Annotated in this window: 12 protein-coding genes; all 12 read right to left on the bottom strand. The window is 57.9% G+C overall.

Annotated features, from left to right (window positions below; all coding sequences use genetic code 11):
* A partial coding sequence (locus ACETPC_RS22430; RefSeq protein ID WP_380184676.1) for a contractile injection system protein, VgrG/Pvc8 family occupies positions 1-278 on the bottom strand: 278 nt, incomplete at its 3' end.
* A gap of 103 nt (positions 279-381) precedes the next feature.
* Complete coding sequence (locus ACETPC_RS22425; protein WP_380184675.1) at positions 382-1,833, bottom strand: serine/threonine protein kinase; 1,452 nt, start codon at positions 1,831-1,833, stop codon at positions 382-384.
* 25 nt (positions 1,834-1,858) lie between these two features.
* The gene (tssH, locus tag ACETPC_RS22420) at positions 1,859-4,468 is read right to left on the bottom strand and encodes a type VI secretion system ATPase TssH (protein WP_380184674.1); all 2,610 of its coding nucleotides are present in this window, start codon (positions 4,466-4,468) and stop codon (positions 1,859-1,861) included.
* 172 nt (positions 4,469-4,640) lie between these two features.
* The gene (locus ACETPC_RS22415; protein ID WP_380184673.1) at positions 4,641-4,991 is read right to left on the bottom strand and encodes a hypothetical protein; all 351 of its coding nucleotides are present in this window, start codon (positions 4,989-4,991) and stop codon (positions 4,641-4,643) included.
* Positions 4,992-5,747: a DUF4225 domain-containing protein gene (locus tag ACETPC_RS22410; protein WP_380184672.1), complete on the bottom strand. Its 756-nt coding sequence runs from the start codon at positions 5,745-5,747 to the stop codon at positions 4,992-4,994.
* A 37-nt stretch (positions 5,748-5,784) separates the two neighbouring features.
* Positions 5,785-6,813: a type VI secretion system baseplate subunit TssG gene (gene tssG, locus ACETPC_RS22405; protein WP_380184671.1), complete on the bottom strand. Its 1,029-nt coding sequence runs from the start codon at positions 6,811-6,813 to the stop codon at positions 5,785-5,787.
* Positions 6,810-8,687 carry a type VI secretion system baseplate subunit TssF gene (tssF, locus tag ACETPC_RS22400; protein WP_380184670.1) on the bottom strand — a complete coding sequence of 626 codons (1,878 nt, stop codon included), beginning with the start codon at positions 8,685-8,687 and terminating at the stop codon, positions 6,810-6,812. The genes tssG and tssF overlap by 4 nt, the downstream gene beginning before the upstream one ends.
* Positions 8,688-8,689: 2 nt before the next feature.
* Entirely contained in the window at positions 8,690-9,241 is a 552-nt protein-coding gene (gene tssE / locus ACETPC_RS22395; protein WP_380184669.1) for a type VI secretion system baseplate subunit TssE, read from the bottom strand.
* Positions 9,234-10,046 carry a type VI secretion system accessory protein TagJ gene (locus ACETPC_RS22390; protein ID WP_380184668.1) on the bottom strand — a complete coding sequence of 271 codons (813 nt, stop codon included), beginning with the start codon at positions 10,044-10,046 and terminating at the stop codon, positions 9,234-9,236. The genes tssE and ACETPC_RS22390 overlap by 8 nt, the downstream gene beginning before the upstream one ends.
* 24 nt (positions 10,047-10,070) lie before the next feature.
* Positions 10,071-11,063 (bottom strand): hypothetical protein, encoded by a 993-nt coding sequence (locus ACETPC_RS22385; protein ID WP_380184667.1) that lies wholly within the window; start codon positions 11,061-11,063, stop codon positions 10,071-10,073.
* A gap of 19 nt (positions 11,064-11,082) precedes the next feature.
* The gene (locus ACETPC_RS22380; RefSeq protein ID WP_380184679.1) at positions 11,083-11,877 is read right to left on the bottom strand and encodes a PP2C family protein-serine/threonine phosphatase; all 795 of its coding nucleotides are present in this window, start codon (positions 11,875-11,877) and stop codon (positions 11,083-11,085) included.
* A complete protein-coding gene (tagH, locus tag ACETPC_RS22375) occupies positions 11,877-13,937 on the bottom strand; it encodes a type VI secretion system-associated FHA domain protein TagH (protein WP_380184666.1) in 2,061 nt (686 codons plus the stop codon). Before tagH ends, ACETPC_RS22380 begins: the two co-directional genes overlap by 1 nt.
* Positions 13,938-13,957 lie beyond the last annotated feature (20 nt).

Raw genomic sequence — 13,957 nt, 5'->3', positions numbered from 1 at the left:
ATGGTCAGGCTGTACACCGCGTAGCGCGTGCCGTTCAGCTCGCGGCTGCCGACGCCCACGCGGGTGATTTTGCCGTTGAGGTAGCGCGTGGCCATCAGGCCCTGCGTCGGGATGCAGACGGTGACCGGCTGGCCCAGCAGCGATTTACGGTCGATGCGCGCGCTGGTGCCGAGCAGCTCCAGCGTCAGCGCGAAGGATTCAGAGAGGCTTTCCCGGCCGCTGAGCTTCCAGAACAGCAGGCCTTCGACCGGCAGAAGAACGGTGATGCGATCAAACATAGTGGGTTCCCGGACTGATGGTAATTTTACAAACTAAATTTATTGCGGATGACGCCAGACTTGCGGCCAGGTGTTCCTGCTGGCCGCCAGCCTGATCAATGACTTAGCTCTGCGGATTAAGCAGCCAGACGCCTTCGCTGTCGACGGTAATGCTCTGGCTGCGGGTCTGGCCGCCATTACTGATGCTGAAACGGTAGTCGCCCGGCGGCAGTTGCAGCATGGCAAAGCCGTTTGGCGACGGCACCAGCGCCTGGGGATTGCCGTTCATCGCCACTTTGTCGCCCGGCTGCAGTTTGATATAGACCTGGGCGATCGGATCCGGCTCTGGCGCAGGTTCCGCAACCTGCGGTGCGGCGGCGGCAGGTTCTGCTTTGGCCGTTTCCGCTGGTGCAGAAGCTGCTGGTGCCGAAGCCGCCGGTGCAGAAGCTGCTGGTGTGGAAGCTGCCGCTGGCGCGGAAGCCGTCTGCGGCGCATCGTCGCCACCGCCAGCCATCAGCGCGCCGACGCCAATACCCACCAGCACGCCAGCAGCAACCAGACCCGGCACCATAAAGCGCTTCCAGCCAGCGGCTTTCGGCGCAGGCACTTCTTCTTCTACCGGCACCAGCATGGTGCCAGGCCCGCTGACTTTAACTTCGAAGATTTCGTTGATATCGCTGGCGGAAAGCTCCATCAGCGCGGCGAATTCGTCTACCGTCTGCGGTCTGTCTTCCGGCTGCAGCGCCAGCGCGCGGTCAATAGCATGCAGCAGCGGCAGCGAATAACCTTCCGGCTTTAGCTGCACCAGCGGCTTATAGTTATCCTCAATGCTGCGCACCACGCTGACTGGCGGCGGCGAACCGACAATCAGCGTATGCAGTACCGCGCCCAGCGCATAGATATCAGTCCAGGTGCCCTGCTCGCTTTCGTTATCGTCGCTGTATTGCTCAATCGGCGCGAAGCCCGGCTTAAGCATGGTCTCGGTTTCGTCAGAGAGGTTGCCGATCGCCTTACGGGCTGAGCCGAAGTCCAGCAGCACCGGTACGCCGTTTTCCTGAATCTGGATATTATCCAGCGAGATATCGCGATGCAGGTAGCCTTCGCGGTGGATAGTGTTGATTGCGCCGAACAGCGGCGGCAGCAGGCAGCGGATCCACGCCTCGCTGATCATCTCCGGACGGCGGCTGTGCAGCTGCGACAGCGTGGTGCCGGAGTAAAAAGCCGTGCCCATATAGGCAGTGTCGTTCTGTACCCAGAAACGCAGCACGTGCAGCAGGTTCGGATGGTTGAAGCGAGCCAGCAGGCGCGCCTCCTGGATAAAGCTGTTCAGCCCGGCGTGAAAAGTTTTGCTGAAGCGTTCGCTGCGCAGCACCAGCGTCAAATCGTCGTTACGCACCGCCAGCGAGGCGGGCATAAACTCTTTGATAGCGATGGTGCGTTCAAGCTGGCGATCCCAGGCGCGATAGACGATGCCGAAGCCACCGCCGCCAATCACCTCTTTAATTTCAAACTCGTTAAAGCGGTAGCCCACCGGCAGAGCGTTAGGAATGGCTCGCGGAATATCTTGTTCTGACATATTGGACAACTCTCTTAATTGCGGCTTACGCCTCAAACTGACACTGGAACTCGCCCTCGTGCAGGGTCACTCGCAGGCGCTGGTACTCTTCTTCACGCCGGTGCGCATCCAGCAGCAGCTGGCTCATCTGCGGCAGCAGCGTGTTGGTAAGGATGGCATCGACCATACGGCCCCCGGATTCTACCTCAGTACAGCGCTGAACGATGCGTTCAATCACGCTGTCATCCACTTCGGAGACGATGCCGTGGTTTTGCTCCAGGCGTAGCTGGATACGCTTAAGCTGCAGGCGCACGATGCTGGCCAGCATTTCGTCGCTCAGCGGATAGTAAGGCACCACCAGCAGACGGCCCAGCAAGGCTGGCGGGAAGACTTCCAGCAGCGGCCCACGCAGCGCGCCAGCCAGCGCTTCCGGCTCCGGCATCAACTCCGGATCGGCGCACATGGCGCTAATTAGCTGCGTGCCTACATTGGAAGTCAGGATAATCAGCGTGTTACGGAAATCGATATGACGACCTTCGCCATCTTCCATCCAGCCTTTATCAAAGACCTGGAAGAAGATTTCGTGTACGTCGGGATGCGCTTTTTCGATCTCGTCCAGCAGCACTACGCTGTAAGGACGACGGCGCACCGCCTCGGTCAGCACGCCACCTTCGCCGTAGCCGACGTAGCCCGGAGGCGCGCCCTTCAGCGTAGAGACGGTGTGCGCTTCCTGGAATTCGCTCATATTGATGGTGATGATATTTTGCTCGCCGCCATAAAGCGTTTCCGCCAGCGCCAGCGCGGTTTCGGTTTTGCCAACGCCGGACGGGCCGCACAGCATAAAGACGCCAACCGGCTTGTTGGGATCGTCCAGCCGCGCGCGGGAAGTCCGTACGCGTTTGGCGATCAGATCCAGACCGTGGCGCTGTCCAATCACTCGTTCATTCAGCGTATCGGCCAGTTTTAGCACCGCGTCGATTTCGTTTTTCACCATGCGGCCCAGCGGGATGCCCGTCCAGTCTGAAACCACGGCGGCCACTACGTTAGCGTCCACGGCGGCGAACAGCAGCGGCGCTTCGCCTTGTAGCGTTTTCAGCTGCTGCTGCTGGTCGGCAAGCTGCTGGTGGATAGCGGCGATATCTTCTGCTTTATCTTCATGCAGCTGCGCGCGCAGGGCGATGATGCTATCTACCAGCTCGCGTTCTGACTGCCAGCGTGCTGTTAGTTCATCGCGCTGCACGGCCAGTTCGCTCAGCTGCTCGCTGATTTTAACCGCGCGGGCCGCGTCGCCAATCGCTACCTTCGCTTCGCGTTCCGCTATTTCTTTTTCAATCTCCAGCGCATGGATGCGATGCAGGCAATCTTCCAGCTGTGGCGGCTGTGCGCTTTGGCTGACGGCGACGCGCGCGCAGGCTGTATCGAGCAGCGCTACGGCTTTATCGGGAAGTTGACGAGCCGGAATGTAGCGATGAGAAAGTTTTACCGCAGCGGCAACGGCCTCATCCAGCAGCAGCACGCGATGGTGCTTTTCCAGCGGGCTAACAGTGCTGCGCAGCATCAGCAGCGCTTTTTCTTCGTCCGGCTCCTGCACCTGCACGGTCTGGAAACGCCGGGTCAGCGCCGGATCTTTCTCAATATATTTTTTGTATTCCGCCCAGGTCGTGGCACCGATGGTGCGAAGCTGGCCGCGAGCCAGCGCAGGTTTCAGCAGGTTGGCCGCATCGCCGGTGCCCTGCTGGCCGCCAGCTCCAATCAGCGTGTGGATCTCGTCGATAAACAGGATGATCGGCGTGGCGCTGGACTGCACTTCGTTGATCAATGCCTGGAGACGCGCTTCGAACTCGCCTTTCATGCCCGCGCCAGCCTGTAACATGCCGATATCCAGCAGCCATAGCTGCACGTTCTGCAAAGGTTCCGGCACGTCGCCCGATGCCATACGCAGCGCCAGGCCTTCTACTACCGCCGTTTTTCCCACGCCCGCTTCGCCGGTCAGCAGTGGGTTGTTCTGACGGCGGCGCATCAGGATATCCACCATCTGGCGGATCTCTTCGTCACGCCCGGCGATCGGATCGATCTTGCCTTCGCGGGCGCGCGCCGTCAGGTCCTGCGCATACTGCGCCAACGTGCTTTTCTGCTGGAGCACAGCGCCTTCCGCTACCGGCGCGGCGGTGACGCTGGTCTCTTTGCTGTCAGCGAAAACGCTGTCGAACTGCTCCAGCAGCGTATCCATGCTGATGCGGCCAAACTGCGGCGAAATGCCTTTCAGCAGGTTTGCCAGGTTGAAGGTTTTCAGCAGGCCGATCAGCAGATGGCCGCCGCGGATCTGCTGCGCGCCGAACTTCAGCGAGCCGTAAACCCAGGCGCGCTCCACCGCGCTGTCGATATGCTCCGACAAATCCGATACGGCGCTCGCTCCGCGCGGCAGACGATCCAGCGCCGCAACGATATCGCGCGTCAGCGCCTCTTCGTCCAGTGAAAAGTAGCGGATAAGCTGTTGTAGATCGCCATCCTGCTGCTGCATCAGCTGATGCAGCCAGTGCACCAGCTCCACATAGGGATTGCCGCGCAGCTTGCAAAAGGCGGTGGCGCTTTCCAGCGAGGTAAATAACAGCTTGTCCAGTTTGCCGAACAGTACGGCGCGGCTGATTTCTGACATGGTTGATCCAATATGGTAGATGACTGATGGAATACAGGGCCGTGAAGCGTAGCCAGATTAGTAACCCGTTCTGATAAAAAGGAGGCTGTTATCTGGTATTCCTTGCAAGACGTACCCACATATCACCCGTAAAAACGAGGATAAGAGAACTTACAAAAAATGATGGCAATAGTCAGGGTTTATTTTTTTCTACCTTGTTGTTTTTACTGGTAATATCTTTCCAGTCAGCGCCAAACAAAACGTAAATAAAGGTAAAAAACAAAGCAGAAAATCTTATGGTCGTATCATCCCATGCACTATAGCCGCATAAGCGGTAAATATAATCCGCGCCATATTTTGCCAGATAGTACTGTGCACAACCCGCAATAAAAATAGCCAAAATTTTGATTACCCACTGAGCTTTTAAGGAAAAGATTTTTTTTGAACTAAGCAGGAAAATTAGGAAAGCAATAATTATTGAAATTATCTCATATCCGATCGTTACCAGATATGAATTGTCCGTTATTGTGACTTCACTGTACATTTACCTCTCCTTTTCAGACTGATAAATACCAAATAAAGTACTCGTATCACCGATGCTTTCATTAAGAAGCGGTATCGGCCCCATATTTCTCCAGTCACGAATAAAGTCATCGCTCAAAGTTCTGTATAGGCGGAACCGGTCGGCTCTGGGAACTTTTCTGAATATACCATAACCTGAAAGGCCAAGATCTACCGCGCTGAAAACCGTATCAGCCTGTTGTTCGCTCGCGCCCAACTTATGAGCCAGGAGTCGGTAGACTTTTTTGGTGTAGCCGACTTTATCTTTTCTGTATAGAAGAAAATAACCATTCTCGTAAGCATTATTAACTCCATGCGCCATCAGAGGAGCGCCATAGGCAGCGCAAAGACTCCCTAACGATGCAGCACAGATACCGGCACCACCAAAAAATTGGCTTCCTCCGCCGATGAAACCAATTTGTTTGAGGATTAAATTAACGCTGCGGTTAACTCTTTCTTTTTTTATAGCAGCATATTGAGTCATCCTTCCGCTCATTAATTTAAAATCCTGCTCGCGTAAATGTCTTATCTCTTCCTGAATCGTCTTTATGCCACCTGCTGTGGACATACATTGAATATCAATGTCGCGCGACACAGCTGATGCTAAATCGTTTATTTCTTTGAGAAAGATATCGCGTGATATTCCTGCTGGAATATATTTTATTGCTATAGCGTTACTAGTCTCATTTAGTTGCGTAACAGCTTTATTAAAGTCCGCTTTTGCTGCTGTCTTCAACAATGTAAACCCTCCTGATTTGTACTAAGGATAAAGATTATTATGATTCCGGACTGAAGGTTAAATCCTGTAACGAGCGATCGCTTTTTAAATGCCCCAGCCAGCTATTAAAGCCAAGCCGCGATGAGTCGCCGGGTCGAATTCCTTTAGCCTCTTCTGCCGCCAAAATCAGCCGCAGTTCCCAGACGTATTCGATGCCCAGATATTGCCGTACCCAGTCCCGCAGCTGCTCTGTCCAGGGCTCGCCGGGCAGGAAACGGTTATAGGTTTCCAGCGGCATTGGCCCAAGCTCGATGCGGAACTTATGCTGTACATCCCGCACGGCCACGCCCAGAAACATCGACTCGCCCAGCTTTGGCGCATGCCTGCCAGCGCCCAGCTTTGCCCGCTCGCGGTTGTCGATCGGCAACCAGTGCGGCACGTTTTCCACCAGCTTTACCGGCACTTTAAAATAGTGGCTGAGGATTTTCTGTAATCCTTCCACATCTCGCGCATGGCGGGTTAAATGCCCGGCCACCGCATAGCGCGAGTGATCGCTCAGGCTGCCTTTCGCCATTTGGCCCGGCTGGCCCATGCCGATCAGGCTTGCCAGATAGCGCTCAAACCGCCGGTTGTCTTCGCGATCCAGCGATACCGTTGGCTGCGCATCGGCCCAGGCGCGGTAAAACAGCAGCGTCAGGCGATGATGAAACAGATCGGCAAAGGCCGACATGCTGCGATCCTGATGGTGCGTAATCCGCTCGCGGGCATACTCCGTCAGGTGCGTTGGCAGCGGGCCATTGGGGCCAAACAGGCCGAAGCTGAGAATAGAAATATCGTGTAGCGGGCTGTCAGGCCTTGGCCCGGCTTTCGACAGCGTAGCGGGCGCAAAAGCCAGTGAAGGCTCCTGGCCAATACGCAGCGGCTCATGACGAGGCAGCGGCGCGCGGCCCAGCGGATAGCGCTCGCCGCCCTGGGCATCCAGCCTGCGCAGCAGCTGGAACAGATCGTAGCGCCATGGCGCCTGCGTAACGCCTGACCAGAATCCTTCCGGGAGCCGCTGCTCTTTACGAATGCGCAGCACGTTCATATCAGCGCCCTTTTGCCCATGCGCGCTGGCCAGTAGCCGACTTCACCGCGCTGCTGGCTGGTTAGCGTGAGTTCCGTAAAGCTGTTGATGGCGACCAGCCTGGCGAAAACCTGCTCCAGCACGCTGCCCAGCAGCCACGGGCTGGCACCGGAAAACGCCTGTTCGTCCACGCTCAGCTCAATGCCGATGCCGCGCGCGAACACTATCGGGCCGGGTTCCGGTACCCGGCGGCTTATCGGCCTGAGCTGGCAGTGGCGGATGCCTTCTATCTGCCGCGCTACCGGCGCTTCCGCCAGGTTAGCGTACAGGCTCAGCAGCTGGCGCAGCGCCGAAGCGCCCTGGCCGTCGTCGCTGTCCATCAGGCTCAGATAGTTCATTTGCAGATGGCCGATCAGCCGCCAGGTCGCCATGCCTTCCGCCAGCGCCCGGCGTGGCGGCGTCGGACCTTTGCGCAGCGTTAGTCGGCTAACCGGCACGGAATCTGCCATCGAAAAGCTGCCCTGATCCTGCGCCAGCAGCATTAACGGCAGATCGCGGCTGGTACACAGTACTTCCGCCGTCAGATGGCTCAGATCGTCGCGCCAGGGCGACTGGCGTTCGTCTACCAGCGACAGAAACACTTCGGAACCGATATAGCCGGTACGCGTGCCGTAGCGCTGTGCCCGTTCCGACAGCGTGCGCTGCTCGCGGCGCAATGAGAAATAGGCGCCATAGTCGCCTTCATCGCGCCCGAAAGTGCTCCAGAAAGGCCGAAAAACCTGCTCGTTCTGCTGTTTGTCGCCGCTGGCATACAGCTTCTGCACCGAATAGATTTCGTAATCCAGCGGGCGAATGTTATCTACCACCAGGTGATATTCGTGCGCACCTTCGCTGATTTTCTGCCGCTCGGCGATTTTCGGGAAAAGATTGATTACCGGCGTGCAGTGCAGTGCCAGATGGCTTTTGTCGATTACCCTTTCCAGCGCCGCATCGGCCTTGTCCAGCAGCAGCACGATTTCAAAAGCTTTCGCCTCTGGCCCGCTGCGGCTCGGCAGCTCGCTTAAACCATTGACGCTGACAAACTGGAAGCGAGCCGGAAAGGCGAAATATTCCTGCAGCAGCCGGTAACCGTCAAAGTTACGCAGATCTTCCGGCAGCAGCGCCTGGTCAGCGGCGAAGCCTTCCTGTTTCAGCGCGTCGTCGCCCAGCACTATCCGCTGCGGCTGCGGTTCTACTGTCTGGCAGAAGCTGCCGACCGTGTGTTGCATAATCAATTCCAGCAGCTGCTGCGCCTGAATATCGGGGCCGCTGAGGAAAAACATCAGGTTGTCGAGCGTCAGGTGGTTCAGCGTGACTTCGTTAAAGCATTCCAGCCGGATCCGCAGCGCGCTCATTGCGCCGCGCTGGCTCAGCCCCATGCTGCTTAACGGAATATCAGCCGGCACGCCGCCCAGCTCTACATTGGCGATGCTCAGCGGTTGCAGCGTGACGTCATGCGCCGTGGCATAGCTACAGGTAACGCCATTTTTTTTCAGCAGCTGGCTTTCCATCATGGTGCCGCGCGACACCACAAAGCCATTGCTGATATCGCCTTTTTTGCTGTCCGGATGCAGCTCGGCAATCGCCATTGAAGGGACTGGCGCAAGGTAGTTAGGCGCGATCATTTCCAGCATGCGCTGCGAAAAGCGCGGAAACTCGGCGTCCATTTTTAGCTGCACGCGCGAGGTCAGAAAGGCGAAGCCTTCCATCAGCCGCTCAACGTAGGGATCGGCCACTTCAATGCCGCTCATACCCAGCCGTCCGGCGACTTTAGGATAGCGTTCGGCGAACTCCGCTCCCATTTCGCGCAGGTACGCCAGTTCACGGTTGTAATAATCGAGCAGTTTGCTGTCCATGATTAGCCTACGTCTTTCAGTTCAAAATGGCCGTTTTCCAGATCCAGATCGGTGCGGAACAGGAATTCCAGCGGATAAGGCACGCACCAGAGCCGGCCTTTGATTTCAATCGACAACACGTTGTGCAGGCTGAGCGAGCTGGTGTCTGATATGCAGCGCACCTGTAATCCCGCAGGCAGAATGCGCGGCTCGAAGTGCAGGATAGAGTTGGTAAGCTTGCGCTGGATATCCTGCCATTCGATATCGGACATACGCTGTCCGGCCAGCGGCGCAACGCCAAAGTTCCAGGTGGAACGCTGTACGTGTGGAAACGGCGAGAGATCCTGCTGCGCTTCGTTGTTGATGCTGTTAAACAGCCACTGCAGGTCGCGCAGCACGTTGCGCTTTAGCGCTACATGCGAGATTACGCGGCTGCTGGCGGCTTCCTGCTGCTTGTCCGGCGCGTTGTCGGTGAGCCTGTCCAGCAGCGACGGCTGCATTTTATCGCGCGCCGTCATCGTCTCCTTGCCGCGCTGGCGATAGCCGCCGTGCAGCAAATCGCGATCGTCACTCATCGTTTTCTTCCGCTACGCCGAAGGCAATATGGGTCAGGCTCAGCAGCGGAAAATCGCCCTCTTCGCTCAGCCAGGTTTTCTGGCCGTGGCCGATAAACTGCTGGTCATCCAGCGGCGTCCACTCGGTGACGGCAGCCAGACGCAGATTGTCGGCGGCGGTATCGGCAAAAGGATAGCGCACCGGCAGCTGGCAAACCTGCTCGCTGCCGTCGATCAGGGTGACCGCAGCGTGACGCCACACCAGATCGGTAACGCTGGCAGGCGCCTGAAAACGTATTTCGCTAATGGCGGCAAAAGGCAGCCAGGTGTAGTGGCCGTTGACGATCAGCTCGCAGATTGGCCCAAGACGGCCATCACCATCGATTAGCCATTCCGCCGTTTGCACCTGTTCATTTTGCAAAGTGATACTTGCCGGGCTGGCAGAAGCCGCTTCAAAAGCCGCCGCGCGCAGTTCATCGGCCTCTTCGGCGTGTTCCTTACGCAGCGCTTTCAGGAGATCTTCCGCCCAGGCGAAAGCCTCGCCGGGCATTCTCGGCATCGCCTGGCCTTCGAAGACCGCCGCGCGCTGGATTTCTGCCGTGATGCATTGCTCCAGCAGCGTCACCGTAGGCTGCGCCTGCGGCTTTAACGCCAGCCAGGATTTTAGCTGGGTTTTCGCCCGCGGCCAGTGGCCCGCCAGGCAAAGTAGCTGGACGAAAGCCGCGCGCAGATCGGCATCGGCCGGACGGCTTTTAATGTCGCTTTCGACGCGTGCCAGCGTTTCCGCAAGCGTTGCGCCGGACATCAGTTCGGTTAGAGATTTCATAGCTTTCCTCTGGCGGGCAAGGGATCAGTTAAGCGTGCGGTAAGCGCCGGCGGCCGGATCTTTCAGCTGCGGATGGATCTCATCCACCAGCCTGACGGTGATTTTGCCGTCGGCGAGATACGGTGCCCAGACTTTACGCACTTCATTCAGGCGCGCTTTAAGCGTGCTTTCATCTTTTGCGGCCTGCTGGCTTATTGCCACTACTACGGTGCCGTCGGCCTGCCAGCCGTTCAGCGCGGGCGCATAGGGCACCACCATCCAGCTTTCCGGCGATCTTTCATCGCTCAGCACCATACGTTCGTTGTTGACCGTGGTGATTTGCATATCGCGGCCGATAGCGCTGTTGTTCAGGCCGGAAACCGGGAAGCCCTGCAGAAAACTAACCTGGCGTTTTCTGGACGCGCCCTTGCCGAGCTGCGCGATCTGGCTGCTGCCGCTGAGCCAGCCGTCGCTGCCGCAGGTTACGCCGCCTTTAGCTGGCACAAACAGCGCGCTGGCCTGGCTGCCGTTATTCCAGTAGGTGCGGAAGTGGCAGCCATCCAGCAGGCTGAACTGGATCCACGGCGTGGTATCCGCTGGCGGTGAAAGGTCTTCAGGATTAACCGGCGGCGGCGCGGCAGCCTCGGTAGCTGGCGGCGTTGGCGCTGCCGGAATTTCTTCTGGCGCGGCTGCCGTGATCTGGCTCAGCCAGCCTTTCGCTTTACTGGCGCTGCCGTGCGCCAGCGCTTTGCCGTTGCCGTCATTGAGCTGCCACTGGAACGAGGCAACTTTTGCGCAGCTTTGCGACATCAGGCCAGCGACCTGCGGCAGTAGCCCATCGACTTTCGCCGGGTTTTTATCGCCGTTTGCCACGATGCGCAGCGCGATATCGCGCTTACACCAGCTGGCAGGCTGTTTGTTTTTGACATTGTCGAGCCAGACATCCATTTGCAGCGTTTTAGCGGTAACAACAAGATAATCCTGTGCCCAGGCATTGGACGCAATCAGCAGGGTGACACCCGTTAGCCAATATTTCATGGGGGTTTAAAGCCTTATTTTAATCACGAAGAGGGAAAAACTGCGCTGCGGCTTCCAGCGAATGCAGCAGCGTGGTGTCCTGCGGATCGCCGACCCAAACGGCGACGGCGCTGTAGTTGTCCTGGCTGGTTTCCGCGTGCAGTTCATTTTTACGGATTGCCTGCTGCATCAGCGTCAGCCATTCGTCCGGCGTATTTACCATATGCAGCGACTCCTGCATATTTTCCTGCGTCAGTCCGTGCCAGAATCCATCGGTGCAGAGCAGAAAGGCGTCGCCGTCTTCGATTTCCACCACGTCGCTGTAGCTGGCGTCCCGCTCTTCGTCGCCCATGCCCAGCGCAAAATAGAGCAGGTTGCTGTTGATGCCTTCGGTCTGGTGTCCGGCATCTTTCATCTGCTGCACCAGGCTGTGATCGGTGGTGACGTGATACAAATAGCCGCGGCGAAACAGATAAAGACGGCTGTCGCCCGCATGCGCCCACCAGGCCAGATCGTAATCCCTGTCGATAAACAGGCTGACCATAGTAGTGCCCATGCGCCTGTAGTCGCTGCGCGCTTTCTGCTGCTGGCGAATAGCGCTGTTGGCGTCGTTGACGTACTGGCGAATGCTTTGCGCATCCAGGTGCTGCTCGCCATTGAAACGAGCCAGGATGGTATCTCGCGCCAGTGTCGCCGCGACGTCGCCGCCGGGCAGCCCCGCCACGCCGTCGCAGACGACAAAACAGGCCGCTCTTTCGCCGATGCGCTCGCCGGTCTGATCCTGGTTGCTTTCGCGGGCGCCCTGGTGCGACATAGAGGCAATGGTGATATTCATCATTCTTCCGATCTGATTTGAGAATCTTTGTACTGGTTTACTTCCATATCGTAGGCGTGCAGGAAGGCTTCGCCGAACAGCGTATGGAAGTCATCCTCGATTTCACCTGCCGTTTCGCCATAGCGTTTGGTGAAGTGCTCCCACAGCGCGGCTTTACGGCTGTTGGGCAACGAGAGCCGAGAGATAGCGCCCTCTTCGCGCGCTTCTTCTTCCAGCTGCTGCGGGTTAAAAGATTGCAGCATCGAGGCGATGATCGCGCGGATCCCTGCGATCATGCCTAACTGGTGCGCCTGAAGGTCTACCAGCGCGTCGCGTACTGACTGCTTCGGCGGCATAAAGCCCGGCATGCGGCTGCCGAACATCTGCATCAGCACTGATTTGCCCGATGGCAGCAGCTTGAACGGGTTGTTGGCCTCGTCGAGGATCACCGTCATTTCCGCTTTCACGCCGCGCTTGAGGATCGAGCGGGAAGAAAGCAGCGCCACCGTGCCCTGTGAGAACATGCTGAGCATCTGGCCCAGCTCCTGCATGGCGTCGCGATCGAAGCGCGGCGTCGGCTGCAGATCGTTCAGCCCCATGCCGCCCATCAGCGCCTCCAGCAGCTCGCCATCCAGGCGCTGGCCGTCGCCGGAAACGCTGCTCTGTGGCGATACCGGATTAGAAACGGGATCGATACGCAGGCGGCCTTTTGGCGGCGGCGTAGTGCTGCGTGCCACGGCCTGCGGCGTCGGCAGCGTAATGCCGCCGTAGTCCTGCTGCTGGCTGGTGGCCTGCTGAGCGGATTCAGTAGCGGGCGCGTTGAAATCCGCATCGCTCTGCGGATCTTCCGCCTGCGGCTGAGTCATTTCTGAAGCCGCCTTTAGCTTTTCAGCCAGCGGCCTGCTGTATTCCGCGTTTTCGTTAAACAGCGGCGATTTGCTCAGATCCGCGTGTTCGTTAAACAGCGGCGACTTGTTCAAATCTGCGCTTTCATCAAATAACGGTGACTTGTTCAGCTCTTCGCTTTCGTCAAACAGCGGTGACTTGTTCAGATCTGCGCTTTCATCAAATAACGGTGACTTACTCAGCTCTTCGCTTTTGTCAAACAGCGGCGATTTACTCAGATCTTCGCTTTCGCCAAACAGCGGCGACTTACTCAGATCTTCGCTTTCGCCAAACAGCGGTGACTTGTTTTGGTCAGGCTGCGGCGCGGCTTCTCTCTCCTTGCTGTCTAATGCTTTTGGCGAAGGCGGCACAAAGCTATCCTGCGGCTTGTTCTGGCTCGGCGCTTCATCAGGCGGCGTCAACGGCACGGCGTTGCCCATCATCAGCCCCAGCGGATCATTGCCACCTGCAGGCGCGCTACTGTTGCTGCCAAACAGCGCCATTGGATCCAGGCTCTGTTTTTTATCCTGCTGCTGCGCCAGCGTGCCCGGCGTGCTGTCGTCAAAAATGCTGTTCCGATCGAACAGCGACTCTTTCTGGAACAGCGAATCGGGCGTTTGATCCCGGCGATCCAGATCAAGCGGCTTATCGGCAAGCTGCGCCAGCGGATCTGCCGGGTTGCGGTCTGGCGCTTTCTCCGTCAACGGATTGGCTGCGGCGGGCGCAGCGCGGCTGGAGAGATTGTCGCTGATGGAAAATTCCTGCGCCAGGCTATCCCAGATTTCGCTGGGGATCGCGGCTGGTGCGCTTTCCTGTTTTGGCGCGGCTGGCGCGGCAGGACGCGCGACCGGCGCAGGTCTGGCCGCAGGCGGCGCCGCAGCGTACGACTCGCTAACCTGCAAACGATATTCATCAATACCCAGAATATCGCCATCCTGCAGTTCGACCTGGCGGCCACGCTCCAGGGGAATATCATTCAGGTGCACCAGCGTCACGTTGCCGCGATTGGTAATCCGGCATTCGCCGTCGGCAGTGATATGGACGATCGCCTGCAAACGGGAAATGGTGCGGTCATCATCTGGCAGCACCAGGTTGTTATCGGCGCCACGGCCAATGGTGCCGCCCGGCGGCGAAAAGTCGCAGCTGCTTTGCGGCGGCTGCTGCCCGGTTTTGGTGGCTATTATCGTAAATCGCATCACGTTTTCCTGCGTTGGAT

It is taken from the genome of Pantoea sp. sgz302252 (assembly GCF_042610525.1).
Classification (GTDB): domain Bacteria; phylum Pseudomonadota; class Gammaproteobacteria; order Enterobacterales; family Enterobacteriaceae; genus Erwinia.
This window is presented reverse-complemented; position numbering and strand designations above follow the sequence as displayed.

What these genes read in the sequence shown, in the direction of transcription:
- tssG (WP_380184671.1), bottom strand. Translation starts at nt 6,813, where the DNA reads ATGAACGTGCTGCGCATTCGTAAAGAGCAGCGGCTCCCGGAAGGATTC.
- ACETPC_RS22425 (WP_380184675.1), bottom strand. Translation starts at nt 1,833, where the DNA reads ATGTCAGAACAAGATATTCCGCGAGCCATTCCTAACGCTCTGCCGGTG.
- ACETPC_RS22390 (WP_380184668.1), bottom strand. Translation starts at nt 10,046, where the DNA reads ATGAAATCTCTAACCGAACTGATGTCCGGCGCAACGCTTGCGGAAACG.
- ACETPC_RS22385 (WP_380184667.1), bottom strand. Translation starts at nt 11,063, where the DNA reads ATGAAATATTGGCTAACGGGTGTCACCCTGCTGATTGCGTCCAATGCC.
- tssH (WP_380184674.1), bottom strand. Translation starts at nt 4,468, where the DNA reads ATGTCAGAAATCAGCCGCGCCGTACTGTTCGGCAAACTGGACAAGCTG.
- ACETPC_RS22415 (WP_380184673.1), bottom strand. Translation starts at nt 4,991, where the DNA reads ATGTACAGTGAAGTCACAATAACGGACAATTCATATCTGGTAACGATC.
- tssF (WP_380184670.1), bottom strand. Translation starts at nt 8,687, where the DNA reads ATGGACAGCAAACTGCTCGATTATTACAACCGTGAACTGGCGTACCTG.
- tagH (WP_380184666.1), bottom strand. Translation starts at nt 13,937, where the DNA reads ATGCGATTTACGATAATAGCCACCAAAACCGGGCAGCAGCCGCCGCAA.
- ACETPC_RS22380 (WP_380184679.1), bottom strand. Translation starts at nt 11,877, where the DNA reads ATGAATATCACCATTGCCTCTATGTCGCACCAGGGCGCCCGCGAAAGC.
- tssE (WP_380184669.1), bottom strand. Translation starts at nt 9,241, where the DNA reads ATGAGTGACGATCGCGATTTGCTGCACGGCGGCTATCGCCAGCGCGGC.